The 17542-nt window shown below is 72.8% G+C and carries 13 protein-coding genes and 1 pseudogene; 7 read left to right on the top strand and 7 right to left on the bottom strand.

The features are described from left to right. Positions 1–103: 103 nt before the first annotated feature. Entirely contained in the window at positions 104–2218 is a 2115-nt protein-coding gene (gene malQ, locus K313_RS0110940) for a 4-alpha-glucanotransferase (protein ID WP_029211652.1), read from the bottom strand. A gap of 61 nt (positions 2219–2279) precedes the next feature. On the opposite strand from malQ, the gene K313_RS0110935 reads away from it, so the two are divergent. The 5 genes from K313_RS0110935 to K313_RS0110915 all read left to right on the top strand — a co-directional run bounded on the left by K313_RS0110935 (position 2280) and on the right by K313_RS0110915 (position 7911). After that, positions 2280–3290 carry a mechanosensitive ion channel family protein gene (locus K313_RS0110935; RefSeq protein ID WP_029211651.1) on the top strand — a complete coding sequence of 337 codons (1011 nt, stop codon included), beginning with the start codon at positions 2280–2282 and terminating at the stop codon, positions 3288–3290. Positions 3291–3312: 22 nt separating this feature from the next. Then, positions 3313–3684, top strand: coding sequence for a globin (locus K313_RS0110930; protein ID WP_084412732.1), 372 nt, complete (start codon positions 3313–3315; stop codon positions 3682–3684). 81 nt (positions 3685–3765) lie between these two features. After that, a complete protein-coding gene (locus tag K313_RS0110925; protein ID WP_084412730.1) occupies positions 3766–5547 on the top strand; it encodes a glycoside hydrolase family 13 protein in 1782 nt (593 codons plus the stop codon). A gap of 142 nt (positions 5548–5689) precedes the next feature. Beyond that, complete coding sequence (locus tag K313_RS0110920) at positions 5690–6508, top strand: glycerophosphodiester phosphodiesterase family protein (RefSeq protein WP_029211648.1); 819 nt, start codon at positions 5690–5692, stop codon at positions 6506–6508. Further along, positions 6505–7911, top strand: coding sequence for an MFS transporter (locus K313_RS0110915; RefSeq protein WP_029211647.1), 1407 nt, complete (start codon positions 6505–6507; stop codon positions 7909–7911). The genes K313_RS0110920 and K313_RS0110915 overlap by 4 nt, the downstream gene beginning before the upstream one ends. Here K313_RS0110915 and K313_RS0110910 read toward each other — a convergent pair. Together K313_RS0110910 and K313_RS0110905 are read right to left on the bottom strand one after the other, a co-directional pair. After that, positions 7893–8525, bottom strand: a complete 633-nt coding sequence (locus K313_RS0110910) for a DUF8185 domain-containing protein (protein ID WP_019287766.1) — start codon at positions 8523–8525, stop codon at positions 7893–7895. The genes K313_RS0110915 and K313_RS0110910 overlap by 19 nt on opposite strands. Further along, entirely contained in the window at positions 8522–8992 is a 471-nt protein-coding gene (locus tag K313_RS0110905) for an acyl-CoA thioesterase (RefSeq protein WP_019287765.1), read from the bottom strand. The genes K313_RS0110910 and K313_RS0110905 overlap by 4 nt, the downstream gene beginning before the upstream one ends. Positions 8993–9047: 55 nt before the next feature. On the opposite strand from K313_RS0110905, the gene K313_RS0110900 reads away from it, so the two are divergent. Continuing rightward, complete coding sequence (locus tag K313_RS0110900; RefSeq protein WP_084412728.1) at positions 9048–11201, top strand: RecQ family ATP-dependent DNA helicase; 2154 nt, start codon at positions 9048–9050, stop codon at positions 11199–11201. Positions 11202–11220: 19 nt separating this feature from the next. Here K313_RS0110900 and K313_RS0110895 read toward each other — a convergent pair whose 3' ends face one another. Then, positions 11221–11730: an AMIN-like domain-containing (lipo)protein gene (locus tag K313_RS0110895; RefSeq protein ID WP_019287763.1), complete on the bottom strand. Its 510-nt coding sequence runs from the start codon at positions 11728–11730 to the stop codon at positions 11221–11223. Positions 11731–11884: 154 nt separating this feature from the next. Between K313_RS0110895 and K313_RS0110890 the strand changes: the two genes are divergently transcribed. After that, positions 11885–12850, top strand: coding sequence for an acyl-CoA thioesterase (locus K313_RS0110890; protein ID WP_420804907.1), 966 nt, complete (start codon positions 11885–11887; stop codon positions 12848–12850). A gap of 101 nt (positions 12851–12951) precedes the next feature. On the opposite strand, the pseudogene K313_RS20865 reads toward K313_RS0110890, so the two are convergent. The 3 genes and pseudogenes from K313_RS20865 to ssb all read right to left on the bottom strand — a co-directional run bounded on the left by K313_RS20865 (position 12952) and on the right by ssb (position 17286). After that, positions 12952–14692 (bottom strand): annotated as a pseudogene (locus K313_RS20865) (pyruvate dehydrogenase). 175 nt (positions 14693–14867) lie between these two features. Further along, positions 14868–16550, bottom strand: coding sequence for an energy-dependent translational throttle protein EttA (ettA, locus tag K313_RS0110880; protein WP_029211644.1), 1683 nt, complete (start codon positions 16548–16550; stop codon positions 14868–14870). A 109-nt stretch (positions 16551–16659) separates the two neighbouring features. Then, on the bottom strand, positions 16660–17286 hold the full coding sequence (ssb, locus tag K313_RS20860; RefSeq protein WP_029211643.1) for a single-stranded DNA-binding protein: 627 nt from the start codon (positions 17284–17286) through the stop codon (positions 16660–16662). Between the last annotated feature and the right edge of the window lie 256 nt (positions 17287–17542).

The following is a 17542-nucleotide window of genomic DNA, read 5'->3' as shown; positions in this document are numbered from 1 at the left end:
GTAGGTCCGTCGACGGCGTGCTAACCCCGGCGGATGTGCCCACCTCAGGTAGGCACATCCGCCCGGCGTGCTAACCCAGGCGGGTGTGACTACCTGAGGTAGGTCAGAGGGTGCGGGCGAGGCGGCGGGCCCAGCGCGACCGCATCAGGTCCTCGAGCAGCACGGGCCGGCCGTCGGCGCCGGCCAGGGGCATGCGCCAGTTGGCGTACTCCTCGTCGGTGCCGGGCTGGTTGATGATCCGCCGGTCCTGGGCCAGGTCCGAGACCGAGATGCCGCGCAGCAGGGCGGGCGTCCACGACAGGAGCTTGTGCAGCGCCTCGATCGTGTCCTCGTCGCTCGCGTCCTCGCGCAGCAGGCCGCGCGAGCGCAGCAACGCCTTGATCCCCTCCTGCTCGTGGACCTCGCTCGCGCGCTCCTCCTCGATCGAGCGGGTCAGCAGGCCCAGCTCGTGGCGCAGGTCGATGTGCACCTGCTGGAGGTAGCCCGCGGTCGGGGGCAGGTCGTGGGTGGTGACGGTGGCGAGGCACAGGCGGCGGTACTGCTCGGGCTGGATCGGCTCCCCGCCGTGCTCGTAGTCGCGCTCGAACCACAGGATCGAGGTGCCCATGACGCCGCGGTCCGCGAGGTAGTCGCGCACCCACGACTCGACGGTGCCGAGGTCCTCGCCGATGACGACGGCGCCCGCGCGGTGGGCCTCCAGGGCCAGGATGCCGATGAACGCCTTGTGGTCGTAGCGCACGTAGGTGCCCTCGAAGGGCTTGCAGCCCTGCGGGATCCACCAGAGCCGGAAGAGCCCGATGATGTGGTCGACGCGCAGGCCGCCGGCCGAGCGCAGCACGGTCCGGAGCATGTCACGGTAGGGCGCGTAGCCCAGCTCGGCGAGCTGGTCGGGCCGCCACGGCGGCTGGCTCCAGTCCTGGCCCAGCTGGTTGTACTGGTCGGCCGGGGCCCCCACGGTGACGCCGCGGGCCAGCGCGTCGCGCAGCCCCCACGCGTCGGCCCCGCTCGGGTGGACGCCGACGGCCAGGTCGTGGATCAGGCCGAGGCGCATGCCCGACTCGTGGGCGACCCGCTGGGCCTGCTCCAGCTGGTCCTCGACGACCCACTGCAGCCAGCAGTAGTAGTCGACGTCCGCGGCCAGCTCCTCGCGACGCTCGGCGACGGCCGGGCCGGCGGAGTCCTGCAGCTCCTCGGGCCACTCGGCCTCGTCCTCGCCATAGGCCGCGGTGAACGCGCACCACGTCGCGAAGTCCACCAGGCCCTGCCCCTCCCGCTCGCAGAAGGCGCGGTAGTCCCGCTCCCGGCGGGGCGAGCGCGGCTGCTTGTGGACGAGCCGCAGGGCGGCGTCCTTGAGGCGCCAGGAGGCGTCGCGGTCGATGACGTCCTCGGCGTTGAGGCGCAGCGCGTCGTCGGCCTGCCACTGCAGCAGAGCCCGGTCCTGCGCCGTGAGGTAGCCCATCTCGGGGATGTCCTCGACCCGGATGTAGAGCGGGCTGATGAACCGCCGGGTGGTCGGCAGGTAGGGCGAGGGCTCCACCGGCGGGACCGGCTCGGCGGCGTGCAGCGGGTTGACGAGGACGAAGTCGGAGCCGAGCTCCTGACCGGCCCACGCGGCGAGCTCGGCGAGGTCGGCCGCGTCGCCCATCCCCCAGGACCGGCTGGAGCGCATGGCGTACAGCTGAGTCATGACGCCGGAGGCGGGGTGGTCGCGCAGCGACTCCGGCACCTCGAGGCGGTCCGGCGTGACGACCAGCGTGCAGGTGGCCGCGGTCCCGGCATACGAGGCACTGATCTCGTGCCAGCCGAGGGGCAGGCCCGCGGGGACGGCGAAGGTCGCCTCCCCCAGCTGACGACCGTCCACGACGCGGGGGTCGACCCACTTGTCGACCTGGTCGAGCGGGCGGCGCGATCCGTCCTCGAGCTGCACGGACACCGTGACGGACTCGCCGTGGGGCAGGTGCACCGGGATCGTCGTGCTCTCGGACTCCATCACGACCAGCACCGGCGGCAGCGGGCGACGCCACTCACGGTCGCGCACCTGCGCCAGGGAGGCACGCACCTCGTCCTCGGTCGCCGCGGGCTGACCCAGGGCGGCGAGCACGGCCACGATGGTGCTCGCGGGCACGGTCACGTGGGCTCCCTGCCAGTCCCAGTACTCCGTGGCCACCCCGTTGGCGCGGGCGAGATCGATCAGTTCGGTCGACGGTGCGTCAGTCACGGGGTGAAGTGTGTCACGGCCGTGACAGCGTTCGCCAAGGTCGACCCGCCATGATGGAGGCATGAGTGCCAGCACATCCTCGTCCGTCCTGCAACCGCTCGCCGTGACCTGGGAGTCGGCGTGGACCTGGGCCCAGGGGGCACCCCTCACGATCGTCGCGATCATCCTGGGGGCCATCGCGACCCGGTGGCTGGTCCACCGCGCCATCAACGGATTCGTCAACGGGCTCCTGCTGCGGTCCGAACGGGTGGAGGCCGCTGCGGTCAACGTCACCCGGGTCGACACCGCCGAGCTCCCGATCATCCGCCGGCAGGCGCGCAAGGCGGCCAAGATCTTCAGCGACCCCAGCATCGTCAGCAGCGCGCGCCAGGAGCAGCGGGTGCGGACGCTCGGCGCCGTCCTGCGCTCGGTCACGACGGTCACCGTCGCCTTCGTCGCGGCGCTGATGGTCGGCGACGAGCTGGGCTTCAACATGGCCCCGCTGCTCGCCTCGGCCTCGGTCGGCGGCGTCGCGCTCGGCTTCGGCGCGCAGAGCCTGGTCAAGGACTACCTGTCGGGGATGTTCATGATCATCGAGGACCAGTATGGCGTCGGCGACGTGGTCGACACCGGCGAGGTCATCGGCACGGTGGAGGACATCTCCTTGCGGCTCACGACGATCCGCGACTTCAACGGGGTGATCTGGTACATCCGCAACGGCGAGATCCTGCGCATCGCCAACCGTTCCCAGGGCTGGTCCACCGCCCTCGTCGACATCCCCGTGCCCGTCACCGAGTCCATGGAGAAGGTCATGCCGATCATCTCCCGCGCCGTCCGCGGCATGGACAAGGAGGAGGACTGGTTCGGCAAGATCATCGAGCAGCCCGAGGTGGGTGGCGTCGAGTCGATCGTGGGGGGCGTCGCGACGGTCCGCATCATCGTCAAGTGCGCGCCCAACGAGAACGTGCCGGTCGGCCGCGAGGTGCGCTCGCGGGTCATGGCGCAGCTCGGCGCCAGCGGGATCTCGCTGCCGACCATGCCGACCTTCGGTCCCGGCGTGCTGCCCGGGGGCGGCGGGAGCACCGCCAAGTGATCAGGTGCGAGAGACTGGCGCGGTGACGTTCTACGACGAGGTCGGTGGCGCAGCCACGTTCGAGCAGCTGGTGCGCGAGTTCTATCGCGGTGTGGCCGGCGACCCCGAGCTGCGGGCGCTCTATCCCGAGGAGGACCTCGGCCCGGCGGAGGTCCGGCTGCGGATGTTCCTCGAGCAGTACTGGGGCGGACCCACGACGTACTCCGAGCAGCGCGGCCACCCTCGCCTGCGGATGCGGCACGTGCCCTTCGCCGTCACCCCGGACATGCGCGACCGCTGGTTGCACCACATGCTCGCCGCGGTCGACACCCTCGACCTGGACGAGACGCACGACCTGCTCCTGCGCGACTACCTCGTGCGGGCGGCGCACTCGCTGGTCAACCGCCTCGACTGACGCGGTCGTCGAGCCCCTGCGGCAGGGCACTGTGGTGCAAGTTCTTGCAGATGTTGCAGTCGATTTCACACGGGCGCGACGATGCCTCAGCATGGATGGGTGACCCCCGACACCGCCGTCTCTGCCGTCGTCCCAGCCACCGACGCCGCCGACACCACTGACACCGCATCCACCGCTGACCCTGCTGCCTGGTGGCGGCACGCCGTCATCTACCAGGTCTATCCCCGCTCCTTCGCCGACGCCGACGGCGACGGCATGGGTGACCTGGCCGGCGTGACCGGCAAGCTGCCCTACCTGCGCGACCTCGGCGTCGACGCGGTCTGGCTCTCCCCCTTCTACACCTCCCCGCAGGCCGACGCGGGCTACGACGTCAGCGACTACCGCGACGTCGACCCGCGGTTCGGCTCGCTGGCCGACGCCGAGCAGCTGGTCGCGCGCGCCCACGAGCTCGGCATCCGCGTCGTCGTCGACCTCGTGCCCAACCACACCAGCGACGAGCACGCGTGGTTCCAGGCCGCCCTCGCCGCGGGCCCCGGCTCCCCCGAGCGGGCCCGCTACATCTTCCGCGACGGCCGTGGCGAGCACGGCGAGCTGCCGCCCACCAACTGGCGCTCGGTCTTCGGCGGCTCCGCATGGACCCGGGTCACCGAGTCCGGCGGCGAGCCGGGCCAGTGGTACCTCAACCTGTTCGACTCCAAGCAGCCCGACCTCGACTGGGAGCACCCCGAGGTGCGCGAGGAGTTCCACGACATCCTGCGCTTCTGGCTCGACCGCGGCGTCGACGGCTTCCGCGTGGACGTGGCGCACGGCCTGGCCAAGGACCCGAGCTTCCGCGACTGGGACGCCCACACCGAGATGATCTCGGGCGACGGCGAGGCCCGCCCCACCAACGCCAGCCCCTACTGGGACCAGGACGGCGTCCACGACATCTACCGCGGGTGGCGCCACGTCCTCGACTCCTACAACCCCGAGGGCGACCCCCAGCGCGACCGGATCCTGTGCGCCGAGGCCTGGGTGTCCCCGATCGAGCGGCTCGTGGCCTACACCCGGCCGGACGAGATGCACCAGGCGTTCAACTTCGACTTCCTGGACTCCCCCTGGCGCGCAACCGATCTCGTCGAGCGCATCACGCGCTCCCTCGAGGCGGCGCAGAGCGTCGGCGCCCCCACGACCTGGGTCCTGTCCAACCACGACGTCGTGCGGCACGCGACGCGGCTCGGCTATCCCGTCGGCTCGCCCCGCATGAACGGCATCGACGCGACCTGCCCCCAGCCGGACGCCGACCTCGGCCTGCGGCGGGCCCGGGCTGCCACGGCGCTCATGCTGGCGCTGCCCGGTTCGGCATACCTCTATCAGGGCGAGGAGCTCGGGCTCCCCGACCACACGACCCTGCCGGACGAGCTGCGCGAGGACCCCGCGCACCACCGCACCAAGGGCACCCCCGAGGCCGAGATCGGTCGCGACGGCTGCCGCATCCCCCTCCCCTGGGTCGGGGGCGCGCCCGGCAACGGGTTCGGTCCCTCGGAGCGCACCTGGCTCCCCCAGCCCGACGCGTATGCCGCCCTCGCGGCGAACCTCCAGGCGGGGCAGCCGGGCTCGACGCTCGAGCTCTATCGCGCGCTGCTCGCCACCCGCCGCGAGCTCGACCTCGGCGTCGGCGTCCTCGACTGGCAGCAGGGGTATGGCGAGGACGTGGTCGCCGTCGTCAACGCGCGCGGCACGGACCGGCTGCTGGTCCTCGCCAACCTCGGCGAGGAGCCGGTCGCGCTGCCCGACGGGGCCGAGGTCGTCGTGGCCAGCGGCCCGCTGACCCCCGAGGGGCTCGTCCCGACGGACACCACGGTCTGGGCGCGCACCCGCTGACGACGGCCGGGTGCCCGCCCCGCTGACGACGGCCGGGTGCCCGCCCGCGGAAGACGGCCGGGCGCGTCGCAGATCTTCGGGTTCGAGCCCGAAGATCTGCGACCTGCCCGAGTCGTCGCCCCGCGCGTCGTAGGTTGGCCCCGTGAAGGCTGAGCAGTTCCCGTACTTCGACGCTCCCCGGCCGCTGGCCCTGGCCCACCGCGGTGGTGCCGCCTACGCGCCCAACCACGGGCGGGAGAACACGCTGGCGGCCTTCCGCACCGCCTACGACCTGGGCTACCGCTATCTCGAGACGGACGTCCACGCCACCCTCGACGGGCAGGTCGTCGCGTTCCACGACGCGCGGCTGGACCGGGTCACCGACCGGCGCGGCGCGATCGCGGACCTGCCGTGGGACTACGTGCAGCAGGCGCGCATCGCGGGCGAGTCCGTCCCGCTGCTCACCGAGCTGCTCGAGGAGCTGCCGGACGCGAGGTTCAACATCGACATCAAGTCGCCGGGCGCGGTCGTCCCCACCGCGCAGGTGCTGCTGCAGGCCGGCGCGCTGCATCGCGTCTGCGTCGGGTCCTTCTCCCAGCGCCGGCTGCGCCACGTGCGCGAGCTGCTCGGGCCACGCCTGGCGACGGCCGCCGGTGGCGCGGGGGTGGCCAGCCTGCGGTTCCTGCCGCGCCTGGTGACCCAGTGGCTCAGCACCCCGGCACCGGTGCTGCAGATCCCCCGCACCTACACCCTCGCCGGGCGGTCGGTCGAGCTCGTGACCCCGGCGCTCGTGGAGGCGGCCCACCGGCGCGGCAAGCACATCCACGTCTGGACGATCGACGACGCGCAGGAGATGCACGAGCTGCTGGACCTCGGGGTGGACGGTCTGGTCAGCGACGCCATCGACACCCTGCGCTCGGTCCTGGTCGAGCGCGGCGCGTGGCAGGAACCACCCCGTGGCCCCGATACCGTGGAGCGGTGAGCCCCGCCGAGACACCGACCACGCAGGGACCGATGGGGCCGGCATACCGGCTGGTCACGATCGTCATGATCGCCCAGGTGACCCTCGTCGCCTTCGAGTCGATGGCCGTCACGACCGCGATGCCGGCGGTCGCCGCCGAGCTGGACGCGGTGCGGTCCTACGGCCTGGCCTTCTCGCTGTTCCTGTCCGCGCAGCTGCTCGGCACGGTGCTGTCGGGGACCTGGACCGACCTGCGCGGGCCGCTGCCCGCCACCCTGGTGGGCCAGGCCGGGCTCGCGATCGGCTCCCTGATCGCGGGGATGGCCGACAGCTTCGCCGTCCTGCTCGTCGGGCGGATGATCGCCGGGCTGGGGGGCGGCCTGCTCGTCGTCGCGCTCTACGTCATGATCGGTCGCGCCTACCCGGAGTCCTTGCGGCCCAAGGTCTTCGGCTGGGTGTCGGCCGCCTGGGTGCTGCCCGCCATCGTCGGCCCGCTGCTCGCCGCCTGGCTCACCGAGGCGCTGTCCTGGCGCTGGGTCTTCCTCGTCGTCGTGCCACCGATCCTGGTCACCGCCGTCCTCACCTGGTCGCGCCGCGCCACGGTGTCGCCCCCCGGGCACGTGGGCTCGGGCCGCGAGCGCAGCACGCACCGGCGAGCCGCCGTGGCGGGAGCCCTGGTCGCCGTGGCCGCCGGTGTCCTGCAGTGGGGCTCGCAGCACGTCGAGCCCTTCCAGCTCCTCCCCGTCGCCCTCGCGGCGGCCGGTCTGGTCGTCGTGGCCGTCGTCGCGCCGAGGCTCGTCCCGCAGGGGACCGTCCGGCTCGCCCGGGGGCTCCCGTCCGTCACCATGTCGCGCTTCCTGCTGGCCGCCGCGTTCAACGGCGCCATCACCTTCATCCCGCTGATGCTCGTCAACGAGCGCGGCACCAGCAGCACGGTGGCCGGGGTCATGCTCACGCTCGGGTCCCTCGGCTGGTCCGTGGGCGCCGCTCTGCAGGGACGAGATGCCTTCGTGCGCGACCGGTTCCGCCTGCTCGGCGCCGGCGGGGCGTCGCTCGCCGTCGGCCTGCTGGGGCTCGCCGCCATCGCCGGCCTCGGGCTGTCCGAGTGGTTCGTGCCCGTCGCCGCCGCCGCCATGGGCGTCGGCATGGGCCTGGCCATGTCCACGGTCTCGGTGCTCGGGCTCGACCTCACGCCCATCGAGCGGCACGGCGAGGTCTCGTCCTCGCTGCAGCTCGCGGACACGCTCGGCTCCGCGCTCGGCGTGGCGCTGACGGGCGCCGTCTTCGCCGGGCTGCACCGCTCGCCGGGCGAGGACGGAGCGGCCTACACGCTGATCTGGGTGCTGTGCGCGGCCTCGGCCGCGCTGGTGGTCCTGGCCGGCTCGCGGGCCCGCCCGGTCGACGCTCAGCGCGCGAGGACGTGACCCACCGGCACGGACAGCCGCAACCACCGGCCGCAGCGGTGCAGCGTGCCCGCCTCTCCCGTGAGGAAGCCCAGGGCGTGCGCCCCGAAGGCCAGCCCCGACGGGATGCCCTCGGCCTCAGCCGCTGCCATCGGCCGGGCCCACACCGCGTGCCGCAGCTCGGCGACGGCGAGGGCCCCGGCGCCGCTCCCCACTCCGCGCGCGACGTCGGCGATGCCCGCCTGCGCCGCGTCGTGCAGCTCGGCGCTGGTCACCCGCCCGATCGGCACCCAGCCGGCGCGCGGGGCGCTCTGCCCGGCCCAGGGCGCGCGGACCTCGGTCGGCGGCACCGCGAGGCGGGTCCCCTGGTCGTGGGCGAACCGGTCCAGGAGCGAGCCCAGCGAGACGGTGACGTCGAGGTCGGCGGGCTCCGCGAGACGCATCGTGCGCAGACCCATCACGAGTCCCTCTGCCGCCAGCCCGGACCCGGGCAGGACCGCGGCATACGCAGCCAGCACGGTCCCCTGGGCCTGCAGCCGCATGGCGCCCTCGCGGTCCGCCGCGGCGGCCCGGGCGACGAAGGTGCGCAGGTCCGAGGCGGTCCCCGCGTCGACCAGGGCGAGCGTGCCGGTCACCGGCGCCGCCTCAGGTCGACCGGCTCGCCGAGGTACTGTCCCAGCGTCTCGCGCTGCTCGGGGGTCATGCGACGGGGGCGGGCACCGGCGAAGTCGTACATCACCATCGTCGACTCGGCCCGCGCGTAGACCTGGTCCCCGACGCTCTCGGGGTCCCGCATCACGTAGCCGAGGTCGTAGGACGCTCCAGCGAGCCGCGTAACCCACATGTCGACGGCGACCGGGGCGTGCCGGAACTCCAGCGGCCGGAGGTACTCGATCTCGCTGCGGGCCACCAGGACTCCGCGACCGAGCACCGGGTCGTGGTTGCCGAACCACGCGCGGAAGGCCTCGACGCGAGCCTCCTCCAGGAGCCGGAGGTACTCCACGTTGTTGACATGGCCGTAGGCGTCCATGTCGCTCCACCGGAGCGGCACGGCGACGCGATAGAGGCTCGTCGGGCGGGGGTCGCTGGGGGCGTCGGGCATGGGCCCATCATCACGCACGGCCGGGTCTGTCGGCCCTGGCGTCTAGCGTGTGGGCATGACCAGCAACCAGGCCCGTATGCCGAGCGCGCCCGCCGTCGACGTGGACACCGAGGCCGTGCGCGGGGACGCCACGGCGGCGCTGCGACGCCTGGTCGGGCGCGAGGACGTGGACTTCCGCGACGGCCAGCTCGAGGCGGTGGCGGCGCTGGTGTCGGCGCGCCAGCGCGTGCTCGTGGTGCAGCGCACGGGCTGGGGCAAGTCGGCGGTGTACTTCGTGGCGACGTCGCTGCGGCGCGCGGCGGGGGCGGGGCCGACGATCATCGTGTCGCCGCTGCTGGCACTCATGCGCGACCAGATCGCGGCGGCCCAGCGCGCCGGCGTGCGGGCGGTGACCATGAACTCGGCCAACGCCGACACCTGGGGCGAGGTCGCCGCGGCCCTGGCGGCGGACGAGGTCGACGTGCTGCTGGTGAGCCCGGAGCGGCTCAACAACCCTCGCTTCCGGGACGAGCAGCTCCCCGGGCTGGCCGCCCGGTGCGGCCTCCTGGTCGTCGACGAGGCGCACTGCGTCAGCGACTGGGGTCACGACTTCCGCCCGGACTACCGCCGCATCAAGGACCTGCTCACCGAGCTGCCCACCGACGTGCCGGTGCTGGCGACCACCGCCACGGCCAACGCGCGCGTGGTGTCCGACGTGGCCGAGCAGCTCGAGGTGGGTGGCCACGAGGTCCTGACCGTGCGCGGCTCGCTGGCCCGCGACTCGCTGCGGCTCGGGGTGCTGCGCCTGGGCTCGGCCGAGCAGCAGCTCGGGTGGCTCACCGCGCACCTCGCCGAGCTCCCGGGCAGCGGCATCGTCTATGCCCTGACCGTCTCGGCCGCCGAGGACGTGGCCGAGGCGCTGCGCCAGGCCGGGCACGAGGTCCGGGCCTACACCGGGCGCACCGACCCCGCCGACCGCGAGCAGCTCGAGGGGATGCTGCGCGCCAACCAGGTCAAGGCGCTGGTCGCCACCAGCGCGCTCGGCATGGGCTTCGACAAGCCAGACCTCGGGTTCGTGGTGCACCTGGGCTCCCCCAGCTCGCCCGTCGCCTACTACCAGCAGGTCGGCCGCGCCGGTCGCGGTGTCGCACGCGCCGACGTCCTGCTGCTGCCGTCCGCCTCCGACCGCGACATCTGGTCCTACTTCGCGAGCGCCTCAATGCCCCGGCCCGAGCAGGCCGACGCCGTGATCGCGGCGTTGTCCGCCTCGGACCGTCCGATGTCGACGGCCGCCCTCGAGACGGTGGTCGACGTCCGCCGCACCCGGCTCGAGCTGCTGCTCAAGGTCCTCGACGTCGACGGCGCGGTCCGCCGGGTCCAGGGTGGCTGGACGGCCACCGGGGCGCCGTGGACCTACGACGCGGAGCGCTACGCACGCGTCGCCGAGGCCCGCGAGCGCGAGCAGGACCTGATGCTCGCCTACCAGCGCGGCGAGGAGTGCCGCATGGCCTTCCTCCAGCGCGTGCTCGACGACCCCACGGCCGCGCCGTGCGGCCGGTGCGACGTCTGCGCGGGGCCGTGGTATCCCGAGGGGGTGCCCGAGGGCGCCGTCGTCGAGGCCCGCACCCGGCTCGACCGGCCGGGGGTGCTCGTGGAGCCCCGCGCCCAGTGGCCGAGCGGGATGCCGCGCCTGGGCGTCGAGGTCAAGGGACGGATCGCGCCCGCCGAGCAGGTGGAGCCCGGCCGGGCGCTGGCACGGCTCACGGACCTGGGGTGGGGGCAGCGCGTGCGCACGCTGCTCGCGGCCCCGGACGCTCCGGTCGACGAGGCGCTCCTGCGGGGGTGCGTGCCGGTGCTGCGCGACTGGGGCTGGGCCGAGCGGCCGTTCGCGGTGACGTGGATCCCCTCGCGATCACGACCACAGCTCGTCGAGTCCCTCGCCCGAGGGCTCGCGTCGATGGGGCGGATGGTCGACCTCGGACCGATGGAGCTCGTCGACGGCGGCCCGATCGGCGACCGGGGAGGCAACAGCGCCTATCGCCTCGCGGGCGTGTGGGACCGGGTGCAGGCCGGAGCGATGGTCCGCGACCAGCTCGAGCTGAGCCCCGGGGCAGTCCTGCTCGTCGACGACCTGGTCGACTCCCGCTGGACCATGACCGTGGCGGGGCGGGCCCTGCGTGAGGCGGGCGCCACGAGCGTGCTGCCGTTCGCCCTGGCCGTCTCGGGGTGAGCCGGCCAGGGCGGCCGGGTCACCAGCGGTGCGCGACGTCCACGACGACCCGGTTGTTGGCGCCCGGGCCCTTGACGACGAAGACGCGGTAGGGCAGGCGGGCCCGGGTCACGATGCCGACGGCGTCGAGGCCGTCCACCTTGCCGGCGTAGACGACGCCCCGCACGGTGGAGAACCGCGTGGGCAGCGCCTGGCCCGGCTTGACGCCCATCGGCACCAGGTTGGTGCGCGAGCCGACGGCGATGACCTGCGGGGAGCGGGCGGTGCCGACGTAGCCCGCCACCGTCGCGCCGGTGCGACCCTTGAGCTCGAAGACCACGCGGTCGTAGCACGCGTGGTGCCCGGTGCGGAGGTCGGCGACGGGCGTGCCGGTGACCGGGCTGGACAGGTTGATGGCCTTGTTCTGCGAGCCCCAGCGCACGCGGCAGGAGGTCGCAGCGTCGGCGGCGGGCAGGGTGGTGACCGAGACGGCGCCGACCGCGGCGAGGGCGGTCGTGGCGGCGGCGAGGCGGCGGGTGAGAGCGGACATGATGAATCCCCCAGATGACGATGACGACGGTGTCAGGGCCGGGCACGAGTGACGCTCGGCGCGCTCACCGTAGCCCCCGGGGTGAGACCCCCGGACGGACTTGCTTCGAACACTGCCTGGACGTCATCTGGATGGCCCTGCGGCGACTATCGTGCTGCAGGTGACGCCACCCCACCCGGACCCCTTCGCCGAGCTGCTCGAGATCCTCGACCTGGACCACCTCGGGACCGCGCGCATGACCGTGAGCGCGCGCACCGACGCCGGCCCCGAGTCCTTCCTCACCGAGCAGATCCTCGGCGACCCCGACCGCGAGATCTTCGAGGGCAAGAGCCAGTGGCAGCCCCACCGGCGGGTCTTCGGAGGGCAGGTGCTCGCGCAGACGATCATCGCGGCCGGGCGCACCGTCGGCACCGACGCGGGCGGGGTGCCCCGCCCGATCCACTCGCTCCACGGCTACTTCGTGCGACCGGGGGACGTGGCCAGGCCGATCAGGTTCTCCGTCGAGCGGATGCGCGACGGGCGGTCCTTCTCGACCCGCCGGGTGCACGCCATGCAGGAGGGCCAGGTCATCCTGTCGATGACGGCGTCCTTCCAGGAGCCCGCCGGCGGGCTCGACCACCAGGACACGATGCCCGACGTGCCCGGGCCGGAGACGCTCCCGAGCGTCGCCGACAAGTACGGCCACGTCGACCACCCCGCGGCCAAGCACCTGGCCTACGGCCGGCCGATCGACCTGCGGCACGTGCGCGAGGACCTCTGGTCCCAGCCCGCCGCCGAGCAGGTCGCCCACCAGGAGCTGTGGCTCCGTGCCGTCGGCACGCTGCCCGACGACCCGCTGGTGCACGCGGCCGTGATGGCCTACGCCAGCGACTACGCCCTGCTCGAGCCCGTCATCCGGCGTCACGGGATCGCGTGGGTCGACCGGCGGCTGCGGGCCGCGAGCCTCGACCACGCCATGTGGTTCCACCGGCCGGCTCGCGCGGACGAGTGGATGCTCTACACGCAGTACTCCCCCAGCGCGCAGGGCGGCCGCGGTCTCGGGATGGGTCACATGTTCACGCCCGACGGCAGGCTCGCCGCCACCGTCGCCCAGGAGGGCATGCTCCGGCTCAAGGGCTGAGCCGCCGTCAGGGCCGCAGGCTCCGGGCGCTCGAGCACCCCCGCCGAGGGCGCCCGAGCCGGGCGCTCGAGCCGCGGGCGTCCGCCCCGCAGGTGACTCGGTCAGCGGGGGATGTTGCGCAGGTTGGCCCGGGCCATGTCCACCATCTTGCCGACGCCGCCGTCGAGCACGGTCTTGGTGGCTGCGGACGCGAAGCCCGTCACCTGCTCGAGGGTGATCTCGGGCGGGATGGACAGCGCGTTGGGGTCGGTCACGACGTCGACGAGCACGGGTCCGGGCGTGGCGAGCGCCCGGCTCAGACCCTCGCGGACGTCCTTGGGGTCGGTGATGCGGATGCTCGTGATGCCGCAGCCCTGAGCGATGGCGGCGTAGTCCACGTGCGCGCGGTCCGTGCCGTAGTCCGGGAGGCCGTCCACGAGCATCTCGAGCTTGACCATGCCGAGCGTGGAGTTGTTGAACACCACGATCTTGACGTCCAGCTGGTGCTCGGCGACGGTCACCAGCTCGCCCATCAGCATCGACAGCCCGCCGTCGCCGGACATCGAGATCACCTGTCGCCCGGGCTGGCTCGCGGCAGCGCCGATCGCGTGCGGCAGGGCGTTGGCCATCGTGCCGTGGTGCCAGGAGCCGAGGACCCGGCGTCTCCCGTTGGGCGTCAGGAAGCGTGCCGCCCACACGTTGCACATGCCCGTGTCGACGGTGAACACGGCGTCGTCGGAGGCCAGGTCGTCGAGGATCGAGGCGAGGTACTCCGGGTGGATCGGGACCATCGTGTCCACGTCGCGCGTGTAGGCCTTGACCACCTTGTCGAGCGTCGAGGCGTGCTCCTTGAGCATCCGCTGCAGGAAGCGACCGTCCCGCTCGCGCCCGAGCATCGGCAGCAGAGCCTCGATGGTCGCGTCCACGTCCCCCTCGACCGCCAGGGACAGCGTGGCGCGACGCCCCAGGCGCTCGCCATACCGGTCGACCTGCACGATCACCGTGTCCTGCGGCAGGAACTGGTCGTAGGGGAAGTCGGTGCCGAGGAGCAGGACGAGGTCGGCCTGATCCATCGCCTCGGCGCACGCGCCGTAGCCGAGCAGCCCGCTCATGCCGACGTCGTAGGGGTTGTCGAACTGGATCCACTCCTTGCCGCCGAGGGCATGTCCGACCGGTGCCTTCAGCGCGTCGGCCAGCGCCATGACCTGGTCGTGGGCGCCGCGCACCCCGGCCCCGACGAAGAGCATGGGCTTCTTGGCCCGGTCGAGCAGGCGAGCCAGGTCCGTGACCACCGCAGGGTCCGGGACGTGGCGCGGCGGGCGCTCCGAGGTGTGACCGAGGGCGGGGGCGTCGACCGCCGGCTCCTCGGCGACGTCGCCCGGCAGGACCAGGACCGAGACGCCGCTGCGGGCGATGGCGGTCTGGGTGGCGATGTGCAGGATCCGGGCGGCCTGGCGAGGGCTGTTGGCGACCTCGGCGTAGTGGCTGCACTCCGCGAACAGCTGCTCGGGGTGGGTCGCCTGGAAGAAGTAGGTGCCGATCTGCGGCGACGGGATGTGGCTCGCGATGGCCAGGACCTTGGCGCCGCCGCGGTTGGCGTCGTAGAGGCCCTGGACGAGGTGGGTGTTGCCGGGGCCGCAGGACGCCGCGCAGACGGCGAGCCGGCCGGTGAGGCGGGACTCGGCGGCGGCGGCGAAGGCGGCGGCCTCCTCGTTGTGGACCGCGAAGAAGGAGATCTCACCATCCCGGCGGATGGCGTCGGTGACGGGGTTGAGGCTGTCCCCCAACGAGCCCGTAGATGCGTTGCACCCCAAGGGACTTCAGGTGAGCGACGAGCTGGTCGGCGACGGTGGGCTTGGCCATGCACGAACCTCCTGGGAGTAGGACGGTCGGCGTCGCGGACGTGCGGCGTCCCCCTCCCCCTACCCCGCCCCGCGAGCCTTCATCGCCGACGGCGCGGACCATCTCGTATGCCGAGAGCCGCACCCCGGACGCCCGGAAGCGGGCTCGGGGTGCGGCTCTCGCGCGACCGCGGAGGTCAGTCGCGCGTCAGCTTGCGGTAGGTGACGCGGTGCGGACGGGCGGCGTCCTCGCCAAGGCGCTCGATCTTGTTCTTCTCGTAGGCCTCGAAGTTGCCCTCGAACCAGTACCACGCCGAGGGGTCCTCCTCGGTGCCCTCGTAGGCCAGGATGTGCGTCGCGACGCGGTCCAGGAACCACCGGTCGTGGCTGATGACCACGGCGCAGCCGGGGAACTCCAGCAGGGCGTTCTCGAGGGAGCCGAGGGTCTCGACGTCGAGGTCGTTCGTCGGCTCGTCGAGCAGCAGCAGGTTGCCGCCCTGCTTGAGGGTGAGCGCGAGGTTGAGGCGGTTGCGCTCGCCACCGGAGAGGATGCCCGCCTTCTTCTGCTGGTCCGGGCCCTTGAACCCGAACTGCGAGACGTAGGCGCGCGACGGGATCTCGACCTTGCCGACCTGGATGTAGTCGAGCCCGTCGGACACGACCTCCCAGAGGTTCTTGTCGGGGTCGATCCCGGCGCGGCTCTGGTCGACGTAGGAGATGTCGACGGTGTCACCGACGCGGACGCTGCCGGAGTCGGCCTCCTCCAGGCCCACGATGGTCTTGAACAGCGTCGTCTTGCCGACGCCGTTGGGGCCGATGACGCCGACGATACCGTTGCGGGGCAGCGAGAAGGACAGGCCGTCGATGAGGACCCGGTCGCCGAAGCCCTTCTTGAGGTCGTTGACCTCGATCACGGTGCTGCCGAGGCGCGGGCCGGGCGGGATCGTGATCTCCTCGAAGTCCAGCTTGCGCGTGCGGTCGGCCTCCGCGGCCATCTCCTCGTAGCGCTGCAGGCGGGCCTTGGACTTGGCCTGGCGGCCCTTGGCGTTGGAGCGGACCCACTCGAGCTCGCTGCGGAGTCGCTTCTGGAGCTTCTGGTCCTTCTTGCCCTGGACCTCGAGGCGCGCGGCCTTGGACTCGAGGTACTTGGAGTAGTTGCCCTCGTAGCCGTAGAGGCGGCCGCGGTCGACCTCGCAGATCCACTCCGCGACGTTGTCCAGGAAGTACCGGTCGTGCGTGACGGCCAGGACGGCGCCGGGGTAGGACGCGAGGTGCTGCTCCAGCCACAGCACCGACTCGGCGTCGAGGTGGTTGGTGGGCTCGTCGAGGAGGAGCAGGTCGGGCTTGGACAGCAGCAGCTTGCACAGGGCGACGCGGCGGCGCTCACCACCGGACAGGACGGTGACGTCGGCGTCGCCGGGCGGGCAGCGCAGGGCGTCCATGGCCTGCTCGAGCTGGGAGTCGAGGTCCCACGCGTCGGCGTGGTCGATGTCCTCCTGGAGCTTGCCCATCTCCTCCATGAGGGCGTCGAAGTCGGCGCCCTCGTCGGCCATCTCGGCGGAGATCGCGTTGAAGCGGTCGACCTTGGCCTTGATCTCGCCGACGCCCTCCTCGACGTTGCCGAGGACGGTCTTGTCCTCGGTCAGGGGCGGCTCCTGCAGCAGGATCCCCACGCTGTATCCCGGGGAGAGCCGGGCCTCGCCGTTGGAGGGCTGGTCCAGCCCCGCCATGATCTTGAGGATCGTCGACTTGCCGGCACCGTTGGGGCCGACGACCCCGATCTTGGCTCCGGGGAAGAACGACATCGTCACGTCGTCGAGGATGACCTTGTCACCGACGGCCTTGCGGGCCTTGGACATGGTGTAGATGAACTCCGCCATGCCCCTCAGGCTATCGGTCGCCGGCCAGGCTCAACGAATCCGTCGACGCTGGTCGCGCGGTGCCCCGGTCAGGGGCCGGGCACCGCGCGACCGGGGCGTCCCGGACACCTCAGGCGAACGACGGCTCGCGCTCCGTGACGACACCGTCGGCATCGACGTCGTAGTCCTCCTCGTCGTCGACGTCGGCGACGTGGACGCCAGCACCGACGCCCGCCCCCACGCCGATGGCCTCCGGCAGCTCGCCCTCGAGCCCGCTGCCGGCGTGCCCGCCGTAGCCGTCCGCCTCGGGCAGCCCGGACGGCTCCGCACCGTCGGGCAGGGCGCCGCGGTCGTTGGCCGCCGCGACCTCGGGGTCGGCCATGCGGTCGGTGCCGGAGCTGTGGACCCCCTTGGTCACGTCGGCGAAGGCGAAGGTGAGGTCCGGGCCCACGGAGTGGGCGTCGATCTCGACGTTGGTCCCGCGGCGCTCGCCCTGCTCCCAGTCCGTGACGCGCAGGCGGCCGCGCACGATGACGCGCGTGCCCTGCTTGAGCGTCGCCGCGCAGTTCTGGCCCAGCGACCGGAAAGCCGTGACCCGGACGAAGTTGGTGTGACCGTCGCCCCAGCCGCCCTCGCGGTTGCGCTTGCGCTCGGTGCAGGCGATCCGGAAGGCGGCGAACGCGTCGCCGCCCTGGGTGAACCGCAGCTCCGGGTCGGCGCAGAGATTGCCGGTCACGGTGATCATGGTCTCGTGCATGAGGTGTCCTCCTGGTCGGGTCCTCCTCGTCGGAAGGACGTCGTGGACCCAGGGTCGGACGGGCAGGGCGCGGGTGCCAGGGCCTGCCGGCAGCCTGTGGACGACGACGCGGAATGCCGCGACGCCGCCGTCCCCTGTGGACGACGGCGCCGCTCCGGGCCGGAGCCCTGGCGATGCCTGGGCTGGCTGAGCTGGCTGAGCTGGCTGAGCTGGCTGAGCTGGCTGAGCTGGCTGGGCTAGTCGGCTAGCTGCACTC

Origin of the sequence: Arsenicicoccus bolidensis DSM 15745 (assembly GCF_000426385.1) — a bacterium.
Lineage (GTDB): Bacteria > Actinomycetota > Actinomycetes > Actinomycetales > Dermatophilaceae > Arsenicicoccus > Arsenicicoccus bolidensis.
Note: the sequence above shows the minus strand (reverse complement) of the source record. Positions and strands in the feature narration are given on the sequence as shown.

What these genes read in the sequence shown, in the direction of transcription:
- K313_RS0110905 (WP_019287765.1), bottom strand. Translation starts at nt 8,992, where the DNA reads ATGCCCGACGCCCCCAGCGACCCCCGCCCGACGAGCCTCTATCGCGTC.
- K313_RS0110900 (WP_084412728.1), top strand. Translation starts at nt 9,048, where the DNA reads ATGACCAGCAACCAGGCCCGTATGCCGAGCGCGCCCGCCGTCGACGTG.
- ssb (WP_029211643.1), bottom strand. Translation starts at nt 17,286, where the DNA reads ATGCACGAGACCATGATCACCGTGACCGGCAATCTCTGCGCCGACCCG.
- K313_RS0110935 (WP_029211651.1), top strand. Translation starts at nt 2,280, where the DNA reads ATGAGTGCCAGCACATCCTCGTCCGTCCTGCAACCGCTCGCCGTGACC.
- K313_RS0110895 (WP_019287763.1), bottom strand. Translation starts at nt 11,730, where the DNA reads ATGTCCGCTCTCACCCGCCGCCTCGCCGCCGCCACGACCGCCCTCGCC.
- ettA (WP_029211644.1), bottom strand. Translation starts at nt 16,550, where the DNA reads ATGGCGGAGTTCATCTACACCATGTCCAAGGCCCGCAAGGCCGTCGGT.
- K313_RS0110925 (WP_084412730.1), top strand. Translation starts at nt 3,766, where the DNA reads ATGCCTCAGCATGGATGGGTGACCCCCGACACCGCCGTCTCTGCCGTC.